This window comes from Solimonas terrae (assembly GCF_011067135.1).
Classification (GTDB): Bacteria; Pseudomonadota; Gammaproteobacteria; order Nevskiales; family Nevskiaceae; genus Solimonas; species Solimonas terrae.
Genome location: NZ_JAAMOW010000006.1, coordinates 1 through 23,670, shown reverse-complemented (window position 1 = coordinate 23,670; position 23,670 = coordinate 1). Strand labels below are relative to the sequence as shown.

Below are 23,670 nucleotides of genomic sequence, written 5' to 3'. Positions count from 1 at the left end.
GGTGACGAAGAGGCGGGGATTCCCCGCCTTTTTTGCGCCTGTCGCCGGCGAGCGGTTCGATTCGGATCGTGGCAGTCGCGCAGCGGGGTCAAAAAATCACCGAAATTTGGCTATAAATCAATCAATTCCAGCGCATCACGCCCCATTCGCGGTATCTGTTTCAAACTAAAAAACGTTTCAATTCATTGACTTGATAAATGACCCGCAAAAAGTCGTTGACCCGATTCTGAAAACCCCTATTATTCGCCTCCCCGCTGCACGGCGCCGACGCAAAAAGCGAAGCCCGAACAGCCTGATCTTTAAGAACAAGCAAGTGATTTGTGTGGGTGCTCCCGTGTGCGTGGCGAAGCCAACGCAACACGAGAGTATCAACGTAAGCCAATTTATTTTGAGCGAGCGAAGATCACTCTTCGATGCCGAAGACGTTTAGCCACGTCGAGGCATTTTTGGATCTAGCTTTACACCTTTAAAGTGGAGAGTTTGATCCTGGCTCAGATTGAACGCTGGCGGCATGCCTAACACATGCAAGTCGAACGAGGTGTAGCAATACACCTAGTGGCGGACGGGTGAGGAATACGTAGGAATTTGCCTTAGAGCGGGGGATAGCCCAGGGAAACTTGGAGTAATACCGCATGATGTCGAAAGACCAAAGCAGGGGACCGCAAGGCCTTGCACTCTAAGAGAAGCCTACGTCTGATTAGCTAGTTGGCGGGGTAATAGCCCACCAAGGCGACGATCAGTAACTGGTCTGAGAGGACGATCAGTCACACTGGAACTGAGACACGGTCCAGACTCCTACGGGAGGCAGCAGTGGGGAATATTGGACAATGGGCGCAAGCCTGATCCAGCAATGCCGCGTGTGTGAAGAAGGCCTTCGGGTTGTAAAGCACTTTAAGCAGGGAAGAAAAAATTTCACCTAATACGTGAAGTCTTGACGGTACCTGAAGAATAAGCACCGGCTAACTCTGTGCCAGCAGCCGCGGTAATACAGAGGGTGCGAGCGTTAATCGGATTTACTGGGCGTAAAGCGTGTGTAGGTGGTTATTCAAGTCGGTTGTGAAATCCCTGGGCTCAACCTGGGAACTGCTTCCGAGACTGAATGACTAGAGTACGGTAGAGGGTGGTGGAATTTCCGGTGTAGCGGTGAAATGCGTAGATATCGGAAGGAACATCAATGGCGAAGGCAGCCACCTGGGCCTGTACTGACACTGAGACACGAAAGCGTGGGGATCAAACAGGATTAGATACCCTGGTAGTCCACGCCGTAAACGATGAGAACTTGACGTCGGTTTGCTCTGCAAGTCGGTGTCGTAGCTAACGCGATAAGTTCTCCGCCTGGGGAGTACGGCCGCAAGGTTGAAACTCAAAGGAATTGACGGGGGCCCGCACAAGCGGTGGAGTATGTGGTTTAATTCGATGCAACGCGAAGAACCTTACCTGGGCTTGACATGCTAGGAATCCTTCAGAGATGAGGGAGTGCCCGCAAGGGAACCTAGACACAGGTGCTGCATGGCTGTCGTCAGCTCGTGTCGTGAGATGTTGGGTTAAGTCCCGCAACGAGCGCAACCCTTGCCTTTAGTTGCCACCATTTAGTTGAGCACTCTAAAGGGACCGCCAGTGACAAACTGGAGGAAGGTGGGGATGACGTCAAGTCATCATGGCCCTTATGCCCAGGGCTACACACGTACTACAATGGGCAGTACAGAGGGTCGCCAAACCGCAAGGTGGAGCTAATCCCAAAAAGCTGTTCGTAGTCCGGATTGAGGTCTGCAACTCGACCTCATGAAGTCGGAATCGCTAGTAATCGCCGATCAGCATTTGCGGCGGTGAATACGTTCCCGGGCCTTGTACACACCGCCCGTCACACCATGGAAGTCTGTTGCACCAGAAGTAGGTAGTCTAACCGCAAGGAGGGCGCTTACCACGGTGTGGCCGATGACTGGGGTGAAGTCGTAACAAGGTAGCCGTAGGGGAACCTGCGGCTGGATCACCTCCTTTCAAGTACGCTTCTTAAGCGCTACGGGAGCATCCAACACAAGTCACTTGCTAGAACAATCGAGAGCTGCGCGAGAGCGTCAGCTCTGCCCGAGTCAGGTATGTTTCAACCTGGGGGTCTGTAGCTCAGCTGGTCAGAGCACACGCTTGATAAGCGTGGGGTCGCTGGTTCAAATCCAGCCAGACCCACCACTTTGAGCAGTTCGTTCGGGTATCCGGGGCCATAGCTCAGCTGGGAGAGCACCTGCTTTGCAAGCAGGGGGTCGTCGGTTCGATCCCGACTGGCTCCACCACGCGATTCAGGAAAGCATTCTCGTGAATGTTTTCCCGAATCCACGATTAGTGGATCTGTTCTTTAACAATACGGTTTTGTAGTTGAACACTGTAATCATTAGTCAATTGGCGAAAGCTGGTTGAATCAATGCCAAAGGTGCTTAACGGCGAATGTAAGAGATTGTCGAGGTCGTAACTTCGTCATTCGAAAGAATGTTTGAGGTTATATGATCAAGTGAATAAGCGCATCTGGTGGATGCCTTGGCGACAACAGGCGATGAAGGACGTAGTAGTCTGCGATAAGCCGCGGCGAGCTGACAAACAAGCTTTGACCCGCGGATTTCCGAATGGGGCAACCCACCGCTTCGGCGGTATCCGTAACTGAATACATAGGTTGCGGAAGCGAACTCAGGGAACTGAAACATCTAAGTACCTGAAGGAAAAGAAATCAACCGAGATTCCGCAAGTAGTGGCGAGCGAACGCGGAGCAGCCCTTAAGTTTTTTACGCTTTAGCAAAGCGGTCTGGAAAGGCCGGCCATAGTGGGTGATAGCCCCGTATGCGAAAAGGCGTAGAGAATGAAATCGAGTAAGGCGAGGCACGTGAAACCTTGTCTGAATATGGGGGGACCATCCTCCAAGGCTAAATACTCGTTGTCGACCGATAGTGAACCAGTACCGTGAGGGAAAGGCGAAAAGAACCCCGGAGAGGGGAGTGAAATAGAACCTGAAACCGGATGCGTACAAGTAGTCGGAGCCCGCAAGGGTGACGGCGTACCTTTTGTATAATGGGTCAGCGACTTACTTCTCAGTAGCAAGGCTAACCGTATAGGGGAGCCGTAGGGAAACCGAGTCTTAATAGGGCGATTAGTTGCTGGGAGTAGACCCGAAACCCGTCGATCTATCCATGGCCAGGATGAAGTTGTGGTAACACACAATGGAGGTCCGAACACACGTCTGTTGAAAAAGACGGTGATGAGCTGTGGATAGGAGTGAAAGGCTAATCAAGGCGGGTGATAGCTGGTTCTCCTCGAAAGCTATTTAGGTAGCGCCTCGTGTATAACTGTAGGGGGTAGAGCACTGTTACGGTCTGGGGGGAACACAAGTTCCTACCCAACTGTTGCAAACTCCGAATACCTGCAAGTTCAGCACGGGAGACACACGGTGGGAGCTAAATTTCATCGTGAAAAGGGAAACAGCCCTGACCGCCAGCTAAGGTCCCAAAATTACCGCTAAGTGGTGAACGATGTGGGAAGGCTAAGACAGCCAGGATGTTGGCTTAGAAGCAGCCATCATTTAAAGAAAGCGTAATAGCTCACTGGTCGAGTCGGCCCGCGCGGAAGATGTAACGGGGCTCAAGCGGTGTACCGAAGCTGCGGATGCACAGCAATGTGCGTGGTAGAGGAGCGTTCTGTAAGCCTGTGAAGGTGAACTGTAAGGTTTGCTGGAGGTATCAGAAGTGCGAATGCTGACATGAGTAACGACAATACGGGTGAAAAACCCGTTCGCCGTAAGCCCAAGGTTTCCAGCGCAACGGTAATCGGCGCTGGGTGAGTCGGATCCTAAGGCGAGGCCGAGAGGCGTAGTCGATGGAAAGCAGGTTAATATTCCTGCACTTGTTGGTGCTGCGATGGGGTGACGGAGAAGGTTAGGGTGGCTGTCTGTTGGATGGCAGTTTAAGCCCGTAGGAAGATCTCTTAGGCAAATCCGGGAGGTCAATTCTGAAAGGTGATGACGAGCCGCTTTTGCGGCGAAGTACCTGATACCCCGCTTCCAAGAAAAACCTCTAAGCTTCAGGCACCAAGAATCCGTACCCTAAACCGACACAGGTGGGCGAGGAGAGTATCCTAAGGCGTTTGAGACAACTCGGATGAAGGAACTCGGCAAATTAGTGCCGTAACTTCGGGAGAAGGCACGCCCGCGCAAGCGGGCCGCAGTGAAGAGGGAGCTGAGACTGTTTATCAAAAACACAGGACTCTGCAAACACGAAAGTGGACGTATAGGGTCTGACACCTGCCCGGTGCTGGAAGGTTAATTGATGGGGTCAGCCGCAAGGCGAAGCTCTTGATCGAAGCCCCAGTAAACGGCGGCCGTAACTATAACGGTCCTAAGGTAGCGAAATTCCTTGTCGGGTAAGTTCCGACCTGCACGAATGGTGTAACGATGGCTCCACTGTCTCCATCCGAGGCTCAGTGAAATTAAAATCGCTGTGACGATGCAGTGTTCCCGCGGCAAGACGGAAAGACCCCGTGAACCTTTACTATAACTTTACACTGGACTTTGAGTTTGTTTGTGTAGGATAGGTGGGAGGCTTTGAAACCATGGCGCTAGCTGTGGTGGAGCCAACCTTGAAATACCACCCTGATAAACTTGAAGTTCTAACCTCGTCCCGTTATCCGGGACAGGGACATTGTATGGTGGGTAGTTTGACTGGGGCGGTCTCCTCCCAAAGAGTAACGGAGGAGTGCGAAGGTTAGCTCAGCGCGGTCGGAAATCGCGCTTTTGAGTGCATAGGCATAAGCTAGCTTGACTGCGAGACAAACAAGTCGAGCAGGTACGAAAGTAGGTCTAAGTGATCCGGTGGTTCTGTATGGAAGGGCCATCGCTCAACGGATAAAAGGTACTCCGGGGATAACAGGCTGATACTGCCCAAGAGTCCATATCGACGGCAGTGTTTGGCACCTCGATGTCGGCTCATCACATCCTGGGGCTGTAGTCGGTCCCAAGGGTTCGGCTGTTCGCCGATTAAAGTGGTACGCGAGCTGGGTTCAGAACGTCGTGAGACAGTTCGGTCCCTATCTGCCGTGGGCGTTCGAGATTTGAAAGGAGTTCACCTTAGTACGAGAGGACCGGGTGGAACGTATCTCTGGTGTTCCAGTTGTCACGCCAGTGGCATCGCTGGGTAGCTATATACGGACGGGATAATCGCTGAAAGCATCTAAGCGGGAAGCCCACCTTGAGATGAGATCTCGCGGGACTTGAGTCCCCTGAAGGGCCCTTGTAGACCACAAGGTTGATAGGCGCGATGTGGAAGCTCAGTAATGAGTGCAGCTAACGCGTACTAATTGCCCGTGCGGCTTGATCATATAACGCTCAAGCATTTTTACCGTTACGTATCTGAGGCATTGAAATGCTTCAGTGTTCAACTACAAACCGAATTCGATGAAACGCGCAGATGCGCGTTTTGTCAGCCAGTTTCCCTGGCGGCCATAGCGAGTTGGAACCACCCGTTCCCATCCCGAACACGGAAGTGAAACGACTCAGCGCCGATGATAGTGTGGCAGCTGCCATGTGAGAGTAGGACACTGCCAGGGTCTTAAACACAACGAACCCCGATGCGCGAGCATCGGGGTTTTTTGTCGTTCGCGATTGCGCAGCCGGGACTTACTGGCCGCGAGGTTTGACGCGTCTGCTGGGGACGGCCGTCGCCGGATCTTCAGGCCATGGGTGACGCGGATAGCGACCGCGCAGGTCTTTGCGCACGTCGGCATAGCTGTTCTGCCAGAAGCCGCCCAGATCTTGAGTGATCGCAAGCGGCCGTTGCGCCGGCGACAGCAGATGCAGGACCACTTTCGTACGACCTGCATTGATTGTCGGCGTCTCCTGGCAGCCAAACATCTCCTGAAGCTTGACTGCCAGATTCGGCGGTTCAGGTGGCCGATATTCCAGTTGAATGCGCGAGCCGGTCGGAGCCACGAGATGCGTGGGGGCCAGCTTGTTCAAGCGCTGTTGCTGATCGTATGTCAGCTGCGCGTCGAGCAGCGCCGCCACGTCGAGTCGTGAGAGATGGTCGCGGCGCGAGATGCCGGCGAGGCTCGGCGCGAGCCACAGATCCAGACTTTGCCAGAGCCCTTCGTCGCTGAAGTCCGGCCAGTCCTCATCGCGGCGCCACTGGCGGAGCGACTCGACACGGGCTTGCAACTGACGTGCGGCGCCAGTCCACGGCAAGGCCTGTATGCCGATCGAACGCAAGCCCTCGAGCATGGCAGCCGTGATCGCGGGGCCGGCTTGATGAATCGACAGCGGTCTGCGCTCGACGACGATGGCCCCGAGACGGCGCTGCTGTTCGGCAACGACCATCTCGTCCTTGTCGCTCCAGCGGACCACGTCTTGCCACTGCAGGCGATGATGTTGATCGCGCAGCACCTCGTCGCGCGTCAGCGCGATCGCGGAGCGTATGCGGCGTGGTGGGCCGGGATCCCAGTGCGCAATGGCGAGCCATTCCGAAACGGCGGCGGGATCCCGTTCGTCGATTCGCGCTTCGACGCCGTCGGCGCAGAGAAATGCGGTTTCCTGTCTTTCGCGGAGGCCGTCGCGACGCATCGCGATGCGTTCCGGGTAGGCCCAGGCCACACAGCGTGCGACGTCCACGTCTTCGGGCGACAATCCACCGGCCGTGCCCATTTCCGCCGCGCGCAGGAACTGGCGCGCAGACTCTGCCGCGCGACGGACTTGTGCAGCGTCCGCCCTGCCCTGCGCGAGCTGCCGCATGAATTCCGCGAGATCACGACGGCCGGACGCGTCACGCTCCTCCAGCGCGGCGGCAGTCCAGGCCGCCGTATTGCCGATGCCGGCGTCTTTGGCGGTCAGCAGCATGTGCGCAATGCGCGGAATCGCCGGCAAACGCAGCAGCGCTCTGCCGTGTTCCGTGATGCGAGCGTCTGGCGAGACCGCGCCGATTTCGAGCAGGAGATCCACTGCATAGCGCCAGTGCGCCGGTGTCGGCTGATCGAGAAAGCGCAGAACGTCGGGGCGGGGCGCGCCCCAGGCAAACAGCTCCAATGCAAAACGGCTCAGGTCAACCGATCCCATCTCGGCCTGGTCGTGTGCCTGCAAACCGGTGTGCTGATCGCGCGTCCACAGGCGGTAGCAGACGCCGGGCCCGAGTCGTCCCGCGCGACCGGCACGCTGGTCGGCAGAAGCACGTGAGACGTTCAGGGTTTCGAGTCGGTTGGCACCGGCACTGAGATCAAAGCGTGCAACCCGAACGAGGCCACCGTCGACGACGGTATCAACGCCTTCGACGGTGAGGCTGGTCTGCGCAATATTGGTTGCAAGGATGATCTTTCGCCGTCCGTCAGCGTCGGGCCGCAGGGCCAGATCCTGCTCGTCGGAAGCGAGCTCGCCGTACAGCGGCCGGATCACGGCTTGTCCGGACAGGCGCTCCGCGAGCCGGCCATGTGCCGTGCGGATCTCGCGCGCACCCGGCAGAAAGCAGAGAATGTCCTTGCCCGTCTCGGCAAAAGCACGCAGCGCACCGGCCGCCACGGCTTCTCCGTGTGCGTTGCTCGATGCGGCAGATGAGCCGTAGCGGATATCGACGGGAAACAGACGGCCGCCGCTTTCGATCAGGGGGGCGTCGTCGAGCAGCATGCGCACACGGTCGGTGTCGAGCGTGGCCGACATCACCAGCACACGAAGCTCCGGCCTGAGCGTGGCGCGCATGTCGAGCGTCAAGGCCAAGGCAAGATCGGTGTCCAGGCTGCGTTCGTGAAATTCATCGAAGACCACCAGGCCGACGCCGGGAAGCTCGGCGTCGGCCTGCAGGCGTCGCGTCAACAAGCCTTCGGTAATGACCTCGATCCGCGTTCCATTCGAGATGCGGCGCTCAAAGCGAATTTGATAGCCGACGGTTTCACCAACGCCCTCACCCAGCAGTGACGCCATTCGCCGTGCCGCCGCGCGTGCTGCGACCCTGCGCGGTTCCAGCATGATGATCGTCTTGCCAGCCAGCCACGGTTCGTCGAGCAGCGTCAGCGGCACCAGCGTCGTCTTGCCGGAACCAGGGGGGGCAGACAGAACCGCACACCCTTTTCCGGCAAGCGCCTCGCGGATTGCGCGGACACTTTCGAGAACCGGCAGCGGCGGCAGAGGCGGGCGCATGGGTGATCGCGGCTGGAAATGCGGCCGCACATTCTACAAACACCGGCCCGCCCCGACTCGGCCTGGAATTGCCACGCGGCGCGGAAGCCGAGCGGCGCTATTGCCCTGCCGGCAATGCCGTCGTCACGATTTGTGGCTGCGCGGTCGTGATGGAATCGAGCGTGACGCCGGCAACGCCGGTCTTGACGCCCAGTGCGTTGAGTAGCGGGTCGAGCACGCCGTCGAGCAGCGACACGACCGGAGTCAAAATGGCCGAAAGAATGTTGCCGACAGAAAGACTGATCGGAAGGCCGAGCACGTTCAGCGTGATACTCAGATTGGATGACAGCAGCGAACTGACGACTGTAGTCAGGTTCTGGGCGCTGGAGATCGTAGGCAGCGCCACCGGGAACGTGGGGCCGGAGCCGGTCTGGGTCACCGTCGTGCCAAAGGTTCGCGTGCCGACGGTTGTCGTGATGCTCAGGCTGAGGACTAGGGGGATGTTGACGGCGGTGATCACGGCGCCTGACGATGGCCCGTTGACCGGTTGTGCGGTAGCGGAACCGCTGAACGTGCCGACGGTCGCCGTCAACAGCGACGCAGTGGTCTGAATCGTGGCGCTCGCCGGATTGCCAGCGTATGGACAACTGACGCGTGTCAGTATCGAATTGCCATTGGCCGCCTGTACATCAATGGCCAGGCGAACATTCGCCAGTGAAATGATTCCGAGATCGATGCCGTTCAGCAGAATCCGTATCTGCGTCACGATCTGCGACGACGACGCGGTCGTGAACGGCGTGCCGGACGAACTGTAACCTGCCCGTCCGGGAAGATTGGACGGCTGTTCAGGCTGCAGCACCTTCAGGAACACGCCGAGCGAGGCGACGCCGGGCACCGTGGTTGTCACCGGAACCTGGATCGTGTTGCCCTTGCTGGCCGTGGTCCCGAGCGCGGTCAGCAAACCGAGGCCGTCGACGAACGGGATCGCGCTCAGGGTTGTCGAGACGGTCGGATTCAGTGCGCTTCCGAGGCCGTTGAGTGCCTGTCCGAAATAATTGGTAACCGGGCTCGATCCGGTGAAGCTTTGCGTCGCCAGGCCGCTGATCAGGCCGCCGGCGGTTCCCGACGTGGCATCGCTCGCCAGCGACAGCGCATTGCCGAGGATTTTCAATGCGCCCGGCAGATTGGTCTTCAGGGCGAGCAGATCGTTCACGTTGGTGACGTTGGCTGCGACCATCAGGTTCGCAATATTGACACGCGCCTGCGCGATTCCCTGGTAGCCGACCAGCGACAGATTGACGTTGGTTCCGAGCAGGGCCGTCAAGAGCTGATTGAGGCCGCCTTGATCGAGTGTCAGCAGCGTCGTGCCCAGGCGAAAGCTGGCGAGTGCCGGCTGCTCCGCGGTGGCCGACGCGATCATCGTCGAGCCATTTTTCGACAGGAAGGGGGTCAACGATGTCGGAAACTTTCGCGTCAGTGTCACGCGCACCCCGTGCGCGTCCTGCATGGCGGTCGTATTCGTTGCGCTGACCGGGGTCAGATAGCGAATGACACCGCTTCCCGAGCCGGCGAGTTTGTCGGTGGTGATGACGCCCGGCTCCACGGTCACGGTCTGGACAATGCCGGTGGCACCGTTGTTCGCAATGCTGGTTTGAGCGGCAGCATTCAGGTCTGCTTGTGTTGGCAGGCTCTGGCTGTCACAGCCACTCACGACTCTGGCCGCATCCAATGCGGCAAGGTTCGCCAGCTTCTGCAATCCACGATGTGCGTAATAGACGCGCCCGACTTCGATCGCGAACATCGTCGCGATCAACAGCGGCACCAGAGTGATGGCGACGAACACGGCTGTCGCGCCCTGCTGTTTGCGATAGCGATTGCTCGTGCGGTGCATGCCCATCCCCCGGAAAGTTCGACGCCCCAGCATGGCAGCCTGCCGTGCTGCTGAAGGCCAGCGCCGCCCAGCGGTGGCGTCCGGCCGATGAACAGTGAGGCCTCAGGACGCTTCGGACAAGGCCCGCAGCCCGTGCAGCACCAGATTCGGATCGTGTTTCCAGTGCGCGGGCAGGTGTGCGAGCAGGATCGGCGCGTCGCCGCCCGTGATGACGCAACGCGCGCTGGCGCCGGCTTGCCTCGCCGCACGCTCGATTGCGCCGAGGCAGGCGAGCAGGGCGCCCTGCCGAACGCAGCTCTCGGTATCGATGCCGAGGCCGCTCAGGAACGGCGTCTCGGTCTCGCGTGTCGCGAAGCGTGTGGCACCGAGCACCGCGCGTTGCTGGGTTTGCAGGCCGGCGGCGATGAAACCGCCCAGATGTCGGCCATCGCCGGCGATCACGTCGGCGGTGAGTGCCGTGCCGGCATCGACGACGCAGCTGGCCTGCGCGCCCGGCTGGGCTTCCCGCCATGCCGCCATCATCGCCAGCCAGCGATCGACGCCGAGCCGTTCCGGCTCGCGGTAGCCATTGTGAAGCCCACACCAGTGCGGGGCGGCGCGCGCGAGTTGCGGCTGCACGCCGTAGCGCGTCCGCAGAATGTCGACGATCGCTGCTTCGTGAGCGGCGCCAGTAACGTGAGTCAGCCAGATCGCCTGCACGGGGTGTGCCGGTATCCGTTCAAGCGTCAGCGCCGGCCGGCCGTCATGCGCCAGCGCGTCCGCGTCAACTAACACATTGCCGGTCGCAAATGCCCATTTCACGCGCGAGTTGCCGATGTCGATCAGCAGCTTCATGCGCGACGGAGACTGACCTCGCCGGCATGAATGCGATGCCGACCATCGCCGGCGTCGACCAGCAGCGCGCCGCTGCCGTCGACCCCGCGCGCAACGCCGACAAGGATGTGCTCGCCATTCAGGATGCGCACCTCAGTGTCGCGCGTGGCATCAAAGCGTGCCCAGTTGTCGGCGACCCCGGAAAAGCCGGCGCGATCGAAGGCCTGCAGCGCGCCGTGAAGTTCGCGCAGCAATGCGGCCGCGAACGCGTTGCGGCCGACCGGCGCAAGCCCGTGTCGTGCACGCGCTTCGTCGAGATTGATCCAGGCTTGCGTCACGGCGTCCGCCTGCCCCGCCGCCATTTGCAGGTTGAGGCCGAGGCCGATCACGACGCGGCAGGCGCCACCCGCTTCACCTCGATGCTCGATCAGGATGCCGCCGAGCTTGCGATCATCGACCAGCAGATCGTTTGGCCACTTCAGGCGGACATCCGTGACGCCATGCGCTTCCAGAACGTTCGCGCAGGCCACGCCGACGGCCAGCGACAGCGCGCTCAGTTCGCTTGGCCAGGCGGGCCACGACCAGGCGATCGAGAGATAAAGATTGGCGCCGAACGGAGACACCCAATCGCGTCCGCGCCGGCCACGGCCGGCGGTCTGCATCTCGGCGAGCAGTGCCTGCGGGTCGTGATCGGCGCTGCTGTCCAGCAACCGCGTGTTGGTGGAGTCGACGACCGCGGCGACCGAAATCTGCATCGGCGCGGCGGATGCAAGCCGATCGGCGTCGAGGCGCTCGAGTGCTGCCGCCAGGCGATAACCGAGTCCCTGACGCGATTCCACATCGATGGCCCATTCGCGCAGTCGTTCGATGCGCTTCGAAAGCGCGGCGCGCGTAATTCCGAAGCCGCCTGCCAGCGTTTCGCCGGAATGCCACTCGCCGTCGGCGAGCGTGTCGACCAGTGCCAGCAGCTCGGTCTCGCTTAGCGCTGCAGCCATCGGCCCAGTACTCGTGCTTTTTCGAAGCGGTGCTCTTCGCCACGCGCCAGGCGCACGATATTTTCGCGGTGCTTCCAGGTGACCAGTACCGCCATTGCCAGCACGAACAGGCCGGTCGCCGCGAACAGCTGCTGCGGTTCGCAAATCGCCAGCCAGGCAATCGCGGTTGCAGCGGCGGTCAGCGTTGCGAGGCTGACGTAGCCGCTGAGCAGGATTACCAGCACGAAGGCGAGCAGCATCCACAGCAGCGCGGCGCCCAGCAGTGTGGCGAATACGCCGGCCAGGGTGGCCACGCCCTTGCCGCCACGAAAGCCGGCGAAGGCCGGATAGCAGTGCCCGAGCACGACCGCAACGCCGCAGGCATAAGCCTGCTCCTGGGCTGTCACGAGCAGCGTACCCAACGACGGCAGGCGCGGCAGCAGCAGCGCCGCGATCACGCCCTTCAGCACGTCGATCGCGAGTACGCCGAGCGCGAAGCCCTTGCCCTGGGTGCGCAAGGCGTTGGTCGCACCGACGTTGCCGCTGCCGACCGTGCGCAGATCGATGCCGCCACGCAGGCAGCCCATCAACTGGCCGCCCATCAGGTTGCCGAGCAGATAGGCGAGCAGGGTTTTGACGATCAGGTCGATCATGCGTGTTGTCTGTTTCGGGCCGTGAGCGTACGCGCCATCATGCGCCAATCCAGGCCTTGCGCCGTGCCTCGATGGCCGGATCGGCATCCGTCATCGTCAGGCTCCAGGTATCGGCCGGCGGCGCGCCGGGTTCCATTTCGACCGACAGCAGTTCGTCGTTGCGGAACAGCTGCAGGACGTAGCGACGACCCGCGTGCAGCGCCGCGATCCGTGCCGGCCAGTTGGCGGCCGTGATGCGCAGCCCGTCGATGGCGATCAGCTGATCATTTGCCGAGATGCCGGCCCGCATCGCCGGGCTGTCGCTCAGCACATGCTGCACGCGGGTATCGCCGGCGCGCAGCTTGAGCCCGCTCCAGGCTTTCGGCGCTTCACCGGACACCCAGCCGCCGGCATCGGCGTCGGAAATCGCGGCGCGGCGTTGTGCACGCACGCCGAAGTCGCCCAGCAGTTCCGCCAGCGGCAGTTCATCGGTGCTGCGCAGTGCGGTATCGAAGAATGCGCGCAGATCGAGCCCGGAAAGTTCCTGCACAAGGGCCTCCAGTCCGCCTTCCGGCACGCCGCTGCCGCTGGCGCCCCAGCGCGCCCAGCTCGCGCGCATTACGTCGTTCAGCGTGCAATGGCTGTCGCGTCGCAGGATCAAATCGAGACACAGTGCCACCAGTGCCCCCTTCACGTAGTAGCTGACCGCGCTGTTCGGCGTGTTCTCGTCCGGCTGGTAGTACTTGATCCACGTGTCGAAACTGGCGTCGGCCAGCGTTTGCCGGTGCCGACCCGGGCTGCGTTCGAGGCGCGTCGCATTTTCCGCGACGACATCGAGATAGCCGGCTGCGTCCAGCACGCCGGCACGCAGCAGGAACAGATCGTCGTAATACGACGTGATGCCCTCGTAGTGCCAGAGATCGCGCGAGTAGGCCTCACTGCCGAGATCCGACTCGAGGAACTTCGCGGCGGTGATGCGCTTGACGTTCCACAGGTGGAAATATTCGTGGCTGCAGAGTCCGAGGAAGCTGCGGTAGTCGCGGCTCAGCTTGTCGTCGCCGGGGCGCGGCAGATCACCGCGGCCGCAGATCAGTGCCGTCGAATCGCGGTGTTCGAGTCCGCCGTAACCGCTGGCAACGACGTTGGTCAGAAACAGATACTGATCGAGTTTCGGCTGCTGACCGAACAATTCGCGTTCGACGTGGCAGATGCGCGTGAGATCGCGCGCCAGGCGTGGCAGATCGGTCTCGACGCGGCCGGACAGCACCAGCCCGTGCGGAATGCCGTCGACGTCGAAGTCGATACGTTGATAGTCGGTCATCTCCACCGGATGGTCGATCAGCGCCTCGTAAGTCTGCGCGCGATAGCGGCCGAAACCGCGTGCGTCGACCTGCACGGCCGGCAGCGTGGTCGCGACGCGCCAGGCCGAGGCCAGCGGATCGTCCGGCGTCTGCAATTCGATCTCGAACGCGGCCTGCTCGCGGCCGACCGGGCAATAGAACAGCGAGCTGCCGTTGAAGAAACCGCGACGCATATCGAGCCAGGCCTTGCGGACCGACTCGTCGAACGCGTAGACGCTGTAGATCAGATCGATCGGCCCGTCGCTCGGCGCGCAGCGCAGCGACCGCTTGTCGAGACGCTCGAACGTCAGCGGCACGCCGTTGCTTTCCGCGCGCAGCTGCACGACATGCTTGGCAAAGTCGCGAACCAGATAGCTGCCCCGCAACCAGCCCGGCATGCGGAACTGCTGACCGCCCGGATTCGGCGCGGCGACCCGGCAGCGGACTTCGTACAGGTGTGCGCGCAGGTCGGCGGCACGGACTTGGAACACGACAGCACTATTCACGACGAATCGGCGCGGTTGACGGCGAAGGGCGTCTATTATGCCGTTGCTGCGAATCCGAAGAATTCGCCGTGGAGCGCGGCAGCGCGCAGTCTTTTGGTTATGCTGCGGCCATGAATTCGCGTCTCTCCCTGCGTGCCCGGGCCTGCCGGCAATCGGTCCGCTGGATGCTGGCCCCGATCTTCCGTGCCGGCCGTTCGATCATCGTGCGTCGCCGCGCCTTGCTGCGGGTGGCGGCGCTGACCCGATTGCCGGTCGTGCCGTGCATCAAGGTCAGCGCCGATACGCTGCGCGGCGTGCCGATCGAATGGTCGGTCGGCACGCACCAGCAGGCACGGCGGGTCTTGCTGTATTTCCATGGCGGTGCCTATCTGGTCGGTTCGCCGAGCGTGTATCGCGGGATCGCGGCGCGTCTCGCGCAATGGGCGCAGGCGCGGGTCGCATGCGTCGACTACCGGCTGGCACCGGACCATCGGTTTCCTGCCGCGCCGGACGACGCGCTGGATGCCTATCGCGGCTTGCTCGAGCGTGGCATCGCCGCCCGCGACATTGTCCTGGCCGGCGATTCGGCAGGCGGCGGGCTGACGCTGGCCTGCATACTGAAAATTCGCGATGCAGGCTTGCCGATGCCGGCCGCTCTGGTGCTGCTGTCGCCATGGACGGACCTCACGCTCAGCGGCGCCTCGATCCGGGACAACACGTCGAGTGAAATCCTGCTCGATCCCGCTATGCTGGAAGAAGCCGTTCGCGACTACCTGGGCGGGCAGGACGCGCGACAGGTGCTGGCTTCACCGCTGTTTGCCGACTTGCATGATTTGCCGCCGATGCTGGTGCAGGTCGCCGATGGCGAGATTCTGTACGACGATTCCCGCCGCCTGGTGGAGCGGGTGCAGGCGGCCGGCGGAAGCGCCGAGCTGAGCGTTGCAAGGAATCTCTGGCATGTCTGGCAGATCTTCGCCGGCAAAATGCCCGAGGCCGACGCAGCACTGCATGAGATTGCCCGGTTCATCGTCCGCCACGCGCACGCGGCCTGAACCGGCATGAGCCTGACGCGGTGGCGCGAAACCGGGGGTGAGTTCCGCTTCCGAGCGCATCGCATCTTCATTCGCGATACCGGATCGGGCGACGAGGCCGTGCTGCTGCTGCACGGGTTCCCGACCGCCTCCTGGGATTTCGAGGCCATGTGGCCGGGCTTGGCACGGCGCTTTGCGCGCGTGGTCACGCTCGACCTGCTCGGCTTCGGGTTTTCCGACAAGCCGCCGGGCTACCGCTATTCGGTGCGCGAACAGGCGGATCTGGTTGCCGAACTGCTCGCGGCGCTGGGCATCCGTCGCGTCCAGCTGCTCGCGCACGACTACGGTGCCTGCGTCGCGCAGGAGTTGCTGGCGCGAATGCGGCAGGGCGGTCGGGGCGATCCGCCGGACATCGTGCCGATCACCAGTTGCGTCCTGCTCAACGCGGCGCTGTTCCCCGAGGCCTATCACCCGTCGCTGATGCAGCGACTGCTGCTTGGACCGCTGGCGCCGCTGTACCTGCAGCTCGCGGGGCCGCGGCGATTCGGTCGCGTGTTCTCGGCCTTGTTCGGCGCGCAGACCAAGCCCGGTCTGATCGAGCTGCATGATTACTGGACCCTGATCGGTCAGCAGCGCGGGCGACGGGCGCTCGGCGCCCTGTTCCGTTTCGTGGAGGAGCGGCGCAGCCAGCGCGCGCGCTGGCTGCAGGCGCTTGCCGGGGCGCGCATTCCCCTGCGCCTGATTTGCGGCAGCGACGATCCGGTTGCCGGACGCGAGATGGCCGAGCGTTACCGACAGCTGATTGACCAAGCCGACATCGTGCTGCTCGACGGAATCGGCCACTTTCCGCATGTGGAGGCGCCGGATCGCACCTTGCGCGCATTCCTGGCGTTTCACGACGCCCTCGCTTGACTGCCGGTGCAGGGCCGCTGGTTGCCGGGGCGGCGGCTCGCTATGCTGCAGAGACGCAGGACGGGCGCTGGACCGATACGACGATGCAGCCGGGGGATATCGCAGGAGCGGGACCGATGCCGATGCAGATCGGCAAGTATGAGCTGCGCGAGGAGATCGGTCGCGGCGCCTGCGGTGTGGTCTACAAGGGGTTCGACCCCTTCGTGCAGCGCGAAGTGGCGCTGAAGTTCTCCCTGCACGATCCCGAGTTCCGGCACGACGCCCTGCACGAGCGCGCGTTCTTCGCCGAAGCGCGTGCGGCGGGCATGTTGCAGCACCCGCATATCGTCGCGCTGCATGACGCCGGCGTCGAAGGCGAGATCAGTTACATCGTCATGGAATACGTCGACGGCGAAACCCTGCAGCCGCTCTGTCGTGCCGGCGGCGAACGGGCGTCGCTGGCGCAGGTGCTGGAGATCATTCTCAAGTGCGCCGAGGCGCTCGAATTTGCACACGGCAAGGGCGTCCTGCATCGCGACATCAAGCCCAGCAACATCATGCTGACGCGCAATGGCGTGCCCAAGCTGATGGATTTCTCGATCGCCGAGATCAGCACGGCCGGACGTGCGACCTCGCAGGCCGGGCAGAGCGTGCTGGGATCGCCGCTGTACATGTCGCCGGAACAGATCAAGCGCGAAGCGCTGGGGCCGGCCAGCGATCTGTACTCGCTCGGGGCAGTGATGTTCCAGCTGCTGGTCGGCGCGCCGCCGTTCAACGCCCAGGAGCTGCCGCTGCTGTTTCGGGCAATCCGCAATGTGCCGGCGCCGGATGTGCGCGCGCTGCGACCCGAATTGCCGCAGGCGGTCGCCGACATCGTTGCGCGCCTGCTGCGCAAGGAGCCGGCCGAGCGCTTCGAATCCGGGCGCGAGCTGGCGATCTGCATCGGCCGCCTGTTCGATCAGCTGCGGCTTGGCGACAAGCCGATCACGCCGAGGGAGTCGCGCGACTCGCTGCGGCGTCTGCGTTTCTTCGCCAGCTTCAGCGACGAGGAGATCGACGAGATTCTCGGGGCCAGCCAGATGGTCAGCTACAGGCCCGGCGACGTGCTGATGTATGAAGGCGAACTCGACAGCTCGTTCTTCATCATCGCGCTCGGCACCGCGGGCGTGCAGAAGAACGGCAAGCTGCTGCACCAGCTCGAAAAGGGCGACTGTGTCGGTGAAATCGGTTTTCTGACAATGGCGAAGCGCACGGCGACGGTCGTCGCCGTCAGCCGGGTTCTGGCTTTGAAGATCAACGCAAGACTGCTCGATCAGGTATCGCGCGATTGCCAGCTGCGCTTCTACAAGGTCTTCACCGAGACGCTGATCTACCGGCTGTCGTTGACCAGTGCGCGGCTGTCGGCGCTGTCCTGAGCTTGCGCGCCGAACGCCGAGCGCCGATCCTTGTCACAGGCTGTGATTCAGTTTCGGCTCAGCGCCGGATTCTAGAGTCCGCCGCAACATCCACGTGATTGCTGAGGGGACCTTGGTCATGCAAAACGGAATTCTGCGTACTGCCATCGTGGCGATGGCGTTCTCGATGGTGCTCGCTGCCTGCAGCAAGCCGGCCGAACCGCCACCGGTGACCGACCCGGCGCAGACCCAGCCGGCCGAGCAGCCCGCACCGGCCCCCGCCGAACAGCCGGCTCCGGCCGAACCCGTGCCGGTTCCGCCCCCGGCGCCTGCGCCGGCGCCCAAGCCGCGCCCGAAACCGCGTCCGGCGCCGGTTGAACCGACACCGCCGCCGCCGCCTCAGGTCTGCTATGACTGCGGCACGATCAGCAATATCGCCGAGGTGCGCGAGAAAGGTCAGGCCTCTGGCGCCGGCGCCGTCGCCGGCGGCGTCGCCGGTGGCGTGATCGGCCACCAGTTCGGCAAGGGCAAGGGCCGCGATGCCGCGACCGTGCTCGGTGCGCTGGCCGGTGCGGTCGGCGGGCACATGGCCGAGCAGCAGATACGCGCGACCACCGCCTATGACGTCACGGTCAGCATGGAAACCGGCAGTACGCGTGTCATCAACGTGCCGGATCTCGGCGGCCTGACGGTCGGCGAGCGCGTGCGCATCGACGGCAACACGATCGTGCCGCGCTGATTGCAATCGGAAACTCCCTCACCCGCGGTGGCCCTGGTGCTGCCGCGGGTTTTTTCTTTCCGGTACCCTAGCGCCCCTTTTTTGCAGCGGGACAGCTCATGGCCGAGGTGCTCAAGGTTCTGGTGATTGGCGGTGGTGGCCGTGAGCATGCGCTGGCCTGGAAGCTCGCGCAGTCGGCCCGGGTCGCCGAGGTGATCGTCGCGCCGGGCAATGCCGGCACGGCGCGCGAAGGCAAATGCCGGAATGCCGATGTTGCCGTGGACGACATCGACGGCCTGCTGAAACTGGCGCAGGACGAGGGCATTGCCTTTACCGTGGTCGGGCCCGAAGCGCCGCTGGCGCTGGGTGTCGTCGATCGCTTCCAGGCCGCCGGCCTGCGCGTGTTCGGTCCCAGCCGCGCCGCTGCGCAGCTTGAAGCCTCGAAAGCGTTCACGAAGGATTTTCTGGAGCGCCACGCGATCCCGACCGCGCAGTACCGCGTCTTCACGGAGATCGAAGCGGCGCTGGCGTACATCGCCGAACGCGGCGCGCCGATCGTCGTCAAGGCCGATGGCCTGGCGGCGGGCAAGGGCGTGGTGGTCGCCGAGACCGTTGATCAGGCGCAGACCGCGGTGCGAGAGATGCTCGGCGGCAGCCTGCTCGGCCAGGCGGGTGCGCGGGTCGTGGTCGAGGATTTTCTCGACGGCGAAGAGGCGAGTTTCATCGTCGTTGCCAGCGACCAGCAGTATGTGGTGCTCGCGACCTCGCAGGATCACAAGCGCATCGGCGACGGCGATATCGGCCCGAACACCGGCGGCATGGGGGCGTATTCGCCGGCACCGGTCGTCACCGACGAGGTTCACGCGCGCGCCTGCCGCGAGGTGATCGAGCCGACCCTGCGCGGCATGGCTGCCGAGGGCGCGCCGTTCACGGGGTTTCTGTACGCCGGCCTGATGATCAATGCCAAAGGGGCGCCGCGCGTGCTGGAGTTCAACGTGCGCATGGGGGATCCGGAGACCCAGCCAATCCTGTTCCGGCTTGATTCGGATCTGCTCGATCTGCTTGAAGCGGCCGTCGCCGGCACACTCGATCGCGCGCCGGTGCAATGGAATCCGCAGCCGAGTGTCGGGGTGGTGATGGCGGCAGCGGGCTATCCGGGGCCGATTCGCAAGGGCGACGTGATCCGCGGACTCGATGCGATCGGCGACGGCGCCAAGGTGTTTCACGCCGGCACGCAGCTGCGCGACGACGGCAGTGTCGTCACCAGCGGCGGTCGTGTGTTATGCGTGGTCGCGCGCGGCGCGACGGTGCGCGCGGCGCAGCAGCAGGCCTATGCCGCGGTCGTGGCGATCGACTGGGATGGCGTGCAGTATCGACGCGACATCGGCTACCGCGCGATCGCGCGCGAAAGCTGAAACAGCGGCCTGCGTCGCGCACGTCCGCAAGGGACGTGCGCGACGGCCGCAGTGCGGCGATTACGGCGGCGAGGTGTCGAAGTCCCGTGTCGCGCAGGGCCTTCCGCCGCAGGTGTCGACGATCTTGCCCTGCGGCTTGAGGAATTCCGACTTCTGCGCGCGCGCCTCGGCGGTCGAGCGCGGGAAACTGTGTGGATCGGCGCCGTAGCCGAGCTCCGGGCGCGGCGGTCGATTGTCGATCGGCGGCGGCGCGACACCGGTGTCGGACGGCGAGCCGTCCGCGTGCACGAGCGGACCGCTGTCCCAGATCACCAGGCCGGAACCGCTGTTGGCGCCGCTGCCGAGACAGGGGATGCCGTAGTACGGCTCGTCGTCCGGGTGGCGCCGGCCGAAGCTCAGCGCCGGATATGCCGCCATCTCGGCAGCCACCGCAGCGTTGACACCGGTCTGCACCTTGTTGCCGCGCTGCGGATCGGGGCCGCCGACCACCGCCGGGCAGTGCATTCGCGCACCGATCGTCCGTGCCTCGACTTCCGCCGTCCACATGCTGACCTGATGATCGCCGAAGGCAACGTGCATCAGGACCCGCTTGGCCGGTGTGTTCGGCAGCGGATTGTCAGCGCGCAGATGCGCGGCGTAGCCGTCGGCTTCGGAGCGATCCCACAGCATCTGGATCAGCGACAGCACCATCGCCTGGTCGAGCGAGTTCTGGTACGAGGCGTAGAGGAAGGCCGCGTAGGTGTCGAAATCGACGCTGCGCTGCAGCAAGGTCGAGTAATTCATGCCGGGCACCCCGAGCGCGCCGGCGCGGATGTCCGGCGACAGTGCGACCAGCGAGCCGCCCATGATGCCGCCCTGCGAGTTGCCGTCGTAGTAGAGCTCGCTGCGATCGATGACGCATTTGCCACCGACCCGGAAGGCGGCATTTCCGCACAGGCCGTCGGCGGTGATCATCAGGCGGCCGAGATACATGAAGTTCAGGAAACCTTGCTGGCCGCGATCCGGCAGCGTCGGGAAGTGCGACATGTCGAGCAGATCTTCGGCGACGTTGAGGATATCGTCCGAGGCCATGCCGATCCAGTCAACTGCGCAGAACGTCATGTTGTGCTCCTGCGCCATGTCGCGGACATTGCCGGCACCGACTTCGTCATGGCTGCCGAGCAGGCCATGGCCGTAAAGAGACGGTCTGGCCGGCACCGCCTGCGTCGCGTTTGCCGCGCTGTCGGCGTCGGCGAACGCTGCGCGCGGGATCATGCAGGTGAACGGGGCAGTCATCGTCGAATTGTGCGGGTTGACCTGCGGCAGGGCGTCGAGGCTGTTGTCCGACCCGTAGTAGAAACGCGAGCCGCTGCGCCCGTTCGGCAGTGTCATGTACGACGGGATCGTCAGCGTGCCGGTCACCTCGCGGGCAATGTCCGCGTCCTCCGCGGCGGTGTGGTCGGTGACGGAGTCGATGGTGTAGGTCGGTGCCGCATCCCCGAGTTTGGCGAACGCATCGTCGCGGATATGCAGTGCGCGTTCGCTGAGATTGCGTTCGCTGGCGACCGTGAAATCCCAAGCCAGGTACAGCGAGTCGCGGGCGATTCCGGCTTTCCCGAGCGTCGCGAACAGCTGCTCCATGTGCGGCCGCCGCGCGTTCAGGGCGTCCTGATCGCTGCGGTGGTTGTCACGGAATACGCGGAAGGCGGCCGGCGCCTCCAGCGTCTCGCCCTCGGCATTCTTCAAATTGCGCAGCGCGACGATGTAGCGATGGCCTTCCTCGTAGTTCTTGCCGGCACGGATCATCAGCGCCGGACCAGGGTCGGCGAGCGGGTTGTCCGGCACAGGCAAGGCGGAGCAGACCGTGGTGATCGCGCTCAGCAGTCCGTTGAGCTGGTCGGCACTGAGCAGGCTGGTCAGCGCTTCGACCGGCTTGGGGCTGTCACAGATGGTGAACTTGGTGATGTTGGCGTCGAGTTCGGCCCAGATCAGGTGCCGCTCCAGAGTGTCGGCATCGATGACGATGATCGGCTGATCCTTGCGGTAGGTATCTGCAAGATCGGTGATCGGCACCGCGCCGGTTTGCTTCAGATCCAGCCCCGGAACGCGCGCCAGAATCAGCTGGCCGGGCGAGAAGCCGTCGTTGCGGTTCCACTCGGTCGGCGTGATCGGCTTGGCCAGCACGTTCTTCGGCATCGACAGCAGCTTCAGATCGAGCCGTTTGCCAGTATCGGAGCTGGAGTCGTCGACCGAGAAATAGTCGTTGGGCCAGGGAAACAGGCAGTACTGCGGATCGAGCGGATCGCAGCGTCCGGCGGTCAGCATCGAGGTGCCGAGCTCGTTGTCGATCGAATCCTGTTCGGGCGGCGGCGCGGAGTCCCCAGCCGAGAGCTTGCTCGACGACGACGAGCTGCCGCAGGCGGCCATCAACAGTGTCGCGACGCACAGCAGCGAAAAGGCGGCTGTGCGCCGCAGTGCAGGATTCAGCATTGGTCATTCCCCCGAACGATCGCCTTGGGCGATTCTTTGAGATTTCACGTCGGCGCCCGGGAGGACGCACATCCGTAGCAGAACGCGATTTTTCCACCCGTGCAAGAGGAATATCGGCTCAATTGCGGTGCGCGCCCGCTGCAAGTACGCGCAGCATCAAAATCATCGCCTCAAGCTTCTTGACGGGGCGCAGTTCGGCGACGAGAATACGCGGCCCTTTCCGGACCCGTGGTCCGGTGAGGCCGTGGCGGAGGGATACTCAAGCGGCCAACGAGGGCAGACTGTAAATCTGCTGACTAACGTCTACGGTGGTTCGAATCCACCTCCCTCCACCAAAATCTCTGTCGATGTCGTGGGTCAAGGCGGGTGTAGCTCAATGGTAGAGCTGTAGCCTTCCAAGCTACTGACGAGGGTTCGATTCCCTTCACCCGCTCCAGACGACCGAGACGTTTCGCCCACCTGGCTCGGTCGGTAGAGCACACCCTTGGCAAGGGTGAGGTCGCAGGTTCGATTCCTGCGGGTGAGGCGAGTGTTGTGCGCGAAGCGAAGCTTTGCACGAGCCGAACGCCTGAGCGCTTGCGCGAGGGCCGGAGGGCACCGGAATTCGCAGTAGCGGTTGTTGAAAAAGTTTCGCCCACCTAGCTCAGTCGGTAGAGCACACCCTTGGTAAGGGTGAGGTCGCAGGTTCGATTCCTGTGGTGGGCACCAGACAAGGCGCCGCGCCCGGCGCCTGAGTGTTTTTTCGAGGCCGTGGTCGGGCCCTAAGTTTCAACGTGATTTGAGCAAGACGGAGACTTCGCGATGGCAAAGGGTAAGTTTGAACGCACGAAGCCGCACGTGAACGTGGGCACGATTGGCCACGTTGACCACGGCAAGACGACGACGACGGCGGCGCTGACGAAGGTGTCGGCGGACAAGTACGGCACGAACTACGTTCCGTACGATCAGGTTGCCAAGGCGTCGGAAAGCCAGGGCCGTCGCGACGCGACGAAGATCCTGACGATCGCGACCTCGCACGTCGAGTACGAAACCGACAACCGCCACTACGCGCACGTTGACTGCCCTGGGCACGCCGACTTCGTGAAGAACATGATCACGGGCGCCGCGCAGATGGACGGCGCGATCCTGGTGGTGTCGGCGGTGGACGGCCCGATGCCGCAGACGCGCGAGCACGTTCTGCTGGCCAAGCAGGTCAACGTTCCGAAGATCGTGGTGTGGCTGAACAAGTGCGATCTGGTCGAAGACGCCGAACTGCTGGACCTGGTCGAGATGGAAGTGCGCGACCTGCTGACCAAGTACAACTTCGACGGCGACAACACCCCGGTGATCCGCGGCTCGGCCACCAAGGCCATCGCCGGCGAAGCCGAATGGGTTGCCAAGCTCGAAGAGCTGTACAACGCGATCGACACCTGGATTCCGGAACCGCCGCGCGAGACCGACAAGCCGTTCCTGCTGCCGATCGAAGACGTGTTCTCGATCTCGGGGCGTG

General features: G+C 62.7%; 13 protein-coding genes, 6 tRNA genes and 3 rRNA genes. 15 read left to right on the top strand and 7 right to left on the bottom strand.

The annotated features are described in order from the left end of the window. The first annotated feature begins 468 nt into the window (after positions 1-468). The 5 genes from G7Y85_RS12070 to rrf all read left to right on the top strand — a co-directional run bounded on the left by G7Y85_RS12070 (position 469) and on the right by rrf (position 5,580). Positions 469-1,998 (top strand): 16S ribosomal RNA (locus G7Y85_RS12070). A gap of 112 nt (positions 1,999-2,110) precedes the next feature. Next, a tRNA-Ile gene (locus G7Y85_RS12065) sits at positions 2,111-2,187 on the top strand. 25 nt (positions 2,188-2,212) lie between these two features. Further along, positions 2,213-2,288, top strand: a tRNA-Ala gene (locus G7Y85_RS12060). 209 nt (positions 2,289-2,497) lie between these two features. Further along, positions 2,498-5,352: ribosomal RNA gene (locus G7Y85_RS12055) — 23S ribosomal RNA — on the top strand. A 113-nt stretch (positions 5,353-5,465) separates the two neighbouring features. Continuing rightward, a 5S ribosomal RNA gene (gene rrf / locus G7Y85_RS12050) occupies positions 5,466-5,580 on the top strand. The 16S, 23S and 5S rRNA genes sit together here with 2 tRNA genes alongside, the layout of an rRNA operon. A gap of 70 nt (positions 5,581-5,650) precedes the next feature. Here rrf and hrpB read toward each other — a convergent pair. From hrpB to G7Y85_RS20655, 6 genes are all read right to left on the bottom strand, one after another. After that, on the bottom strand, positions 5,651-8,149 hold the full coding sequence (gene hrpB, locus G7Y85_RS12045) for an ATP-dependent helicase HrpB (protein ID WP_166257909.1): 2,499 nt from the start codon (positions 8,147-8,149) through the stop codon (positions 5,651-5,653). Positions 8,150-8,246: 97 nt separating this feature from the next. Next, a complete protein-coding gene (locus G7Y85_RS12040; RefSeq protein ID WP_166257147.1) occupies positions 8,247-10,019 on the bottom strand; it encodes a pilus assembly protein TadG-related protein in 1,773 nt (590 codons plus the stop codon). Between the two features lie 102 nt (positions 10,020-10,121). After that, entirely contained in the window at positions 10,122-10,853 is a 732-nt protein-coding gene (locus G7Y85_RS12035; protein ID WP_166257143.1) for a type III pantothenate kinase, read from the bottom strand. Next, a complete protein-coding gene (gene birA / locus G7Y85_RS12030; protein WP_166257139.1) occupies positions 10,850-11,827 on the bottom strand; it encodes a bifunctional biotin--[acetyl-CoA-carboxylase] ligase/biotin operon repressor BirA in 978 nt (325 codons plus the stop codon). The genes G7Y85_RS12035 and birA overlap by 4 nt, the downstream gene beginning before the upstream one ends. Further along, positions 11,812-12,459, bottom strand: a complete 648-nt coding sequence (plsY, locus tag G7Y85_RS12025) for a glycerol-3-phosphate 1-O-acyltransferase PlsY (RefSeq protein ID WP_166257136.1) — start codon at positions 12,457-12,459, stop codon at positions 11,812-11,814. Before plsY ends, birA begins: the two co-directional genes overlap by 16 nt. 37 nt (positions 12,460-12,496) lie before the next feature. After that, on the bottom strand, positions 12,497-14,284 hold the full coding sequence (locus tag G7Y85_RS20655; protein ID WP_166257133.1) for a M61 family metallopeptidase: 1,788 nt from the start codon (positions 14,282-14,284) through the stop codon (positions 12,497-12,499). Positions 14,285-14,352: 68 nt separating this feature from the next. Here G7Y85_RS20655 and G7Y85_RS12015 point away from each other — a divergent pair, with 68 nt between their 5' ends. The 5 genes from G7Y85_RS12015 (at position 14,353) to purD (ending at position 19,712) form a co-directional block, all read left to right on the top strand. Then, positions 14,353-15,315, top strand: a complete 963-nt coding sequence (locus G7Y85_RS12015; RefSeq protein ID WP_166257130.1) for an alpha/beta hydrolase — start codon at positions 14,353-14,355, stop codon at positions 15,313-15,315. 6 nt (positions 15,316-15,321) lie between these two features. Continuing rightward, positions 15,322-16,206: an alpha/beta fold hydrolase gene (locus G7Y85_RS12010; RefSeq protein ID WP_166257127.1), complete on the top strand. Its 885-nt coding sequence runs from the start codon at positions 15,322-15,324 to the stop codon at positions 16,204-16,206. Between the two features lie 116 nt (positions 16,207-16,322). Then, positions 16,323-17,600, top strand: coding sequence for a serine/threonine-protein kinase (locus tag G7Y85_RS12005; protein ID WP_241696151.1), 1,278 nt, complete (start codon positions 16,323-16,325; stop codon positions 17,598-17,600). Between the two features lie 118 nt (positions 17,601-17,718). Further along, positions 17,719-18,318 carry an outer membrane lipoprotein gene (locus G7Y85_RS12000; RefSeq protein WP_166257121.1) on the top strand — a complete coding sequence of 200 codons (600 nt, stop codon included), beginning with the start codon at positions 17,719-17,721 and terminating at the stop codon, positions 18,316-18,318. Positions 18,319-18,416: 98 nt separating this feature from the next. Next, on the top strand, positions 18,417-19,712 hold the full coding sequence (gene purD / locus G7Y85_RS11995; protein WP_166257118.1) for a phosphoribosylamine--glycine ligase: 1,296 nt from the start codon (positions 18,417-18,419) through the stop codon (positions 19,710-19,712). 60 nt (positions 19,713-19,772) lie between these two features. On the opposite strand, the gene G7Y85_RS11990 is transcribed toward purD, so the two are convergent. Then, on the bottom strand, positions 19,773-22,181 hold the full coding sequence (locus G7Y85_RS11990; protein ID WP_166257113.1) for a hypothetical protein: 2,409 nt from the start codon (positions 22,179-22,181) through the stop codon (positions 19,773-19,775). Positions 22,182-22,430: 249 nt separating this feature from the next. Here G7Y85_RS11990 and G7Y85_RS11985 point away from each other — a divergent pair. The 5 genes from G7Y85_RS11985 to G7Y85_RS11965 all read left to right on the top strand — a co-directional run. After that, positions 22,431-22,516 (top strand) — tRNA-Tyr (locus tag G7Y85_RS11985). A 27-nt stretch (positions 22,517-22,543) separates the two neighbouring features. Then, a tRNA-Gly gene (locus tag G7Y85_RS11980) sits at positions 22,544-22,617 on the top strand. A 19-nt stretch (positions 22,618-22,636) separates the two neighbouring features. After that, positions 22,637-22,706: transfer RNA gene (locus tag G7Y85_RS11975), tRNA-Ala, on the top strand. A gap of 107 nt (positions 22,707-22,813) precedes the next feature. Next, positions 22,814-22,889 (top strand) — tRNA-Thr (locus tag G7Y85_RS11970). A gap of 93 nt (positions 22,890-22,982) precedes the next feature. Then, a partial coding sequence (locus G7Y85_RS11965; protein WP_166257110.1) for a GTP-binding protein occupies positions 22,983-23,670 on the top strand: 688 nt, incomplete at its 3' end.